The organism is Aeromonas taiwanensis (assembly GCF_000820165.1).
Lineage (GTDB): Bacteria > Pseudomonadota > Gammaproteobacteria > Enterobacterales > Aeromonadaceae > Aeromonas > Aeromonas taiwanensis.
The window spans coordinates 1-537 of sequence record NZ_CDDD01000038.1; the positions used below are offsets into that span (position 1 = coordinate 1).

General features: G+C 45.4%; 1 rRNA gene. It reads right to left on the minus strand.

The features are described 5' to 3' along the window. Positions 1 to 296, minus strand: a 23S ribosomal RNA gene (locus tag BN1136_RS06745); the annotation flags it as partial. Positions 297 to 537 lie beyond the last annotated feature (241 nt).

Consider the following 537-nt stretch of genomic DNA (forward strand, 5'->3'; position numbering starts at 1 on the left):
GTTCCACTAACTTCCAAGATGCTTAAGGGCTAATCCCCGTTCGCTCGCCGCTACTGAGGGAATCTCGGTTGATTTCTTTTCCTCGGGGTACTTAGATGTTTCAGTTCTCCCGGTTCGCCTCGCTACGCTATGTATTCACGTAGCGATACCTAGCTTATGCTAAGTGGGTTTCCCCATTCGGAAATCCGTGAGTCGTAATGTCTCTTACCGACTGCTCACGGCTTATCGCAGGTTAGTACGTCCTTCATCGCCTCTGACTGCCAAGGCATCCACCATGTACGCTTAGTCACTTAACCATACAACCCCAAGAAGTGTCGGTGAAACCGGCACAGCTTGTTGTCGTACAACAAGGACCAAATAAAATTTGGTTTTCGCCAAGAAGTTTCCAAAGCACTTGTAACAAATGTTTGAGAACTACTTTTTAAATCAGCTTTCCAGATTGTTAAAGAGCAAGTTTGCAACGGTCAGTGACCGAAGAAAACAGAGTTAAGAATCAGTTCTTAACTCTGCATTCTTGTTAGCAAGAAGAGAAGTGGC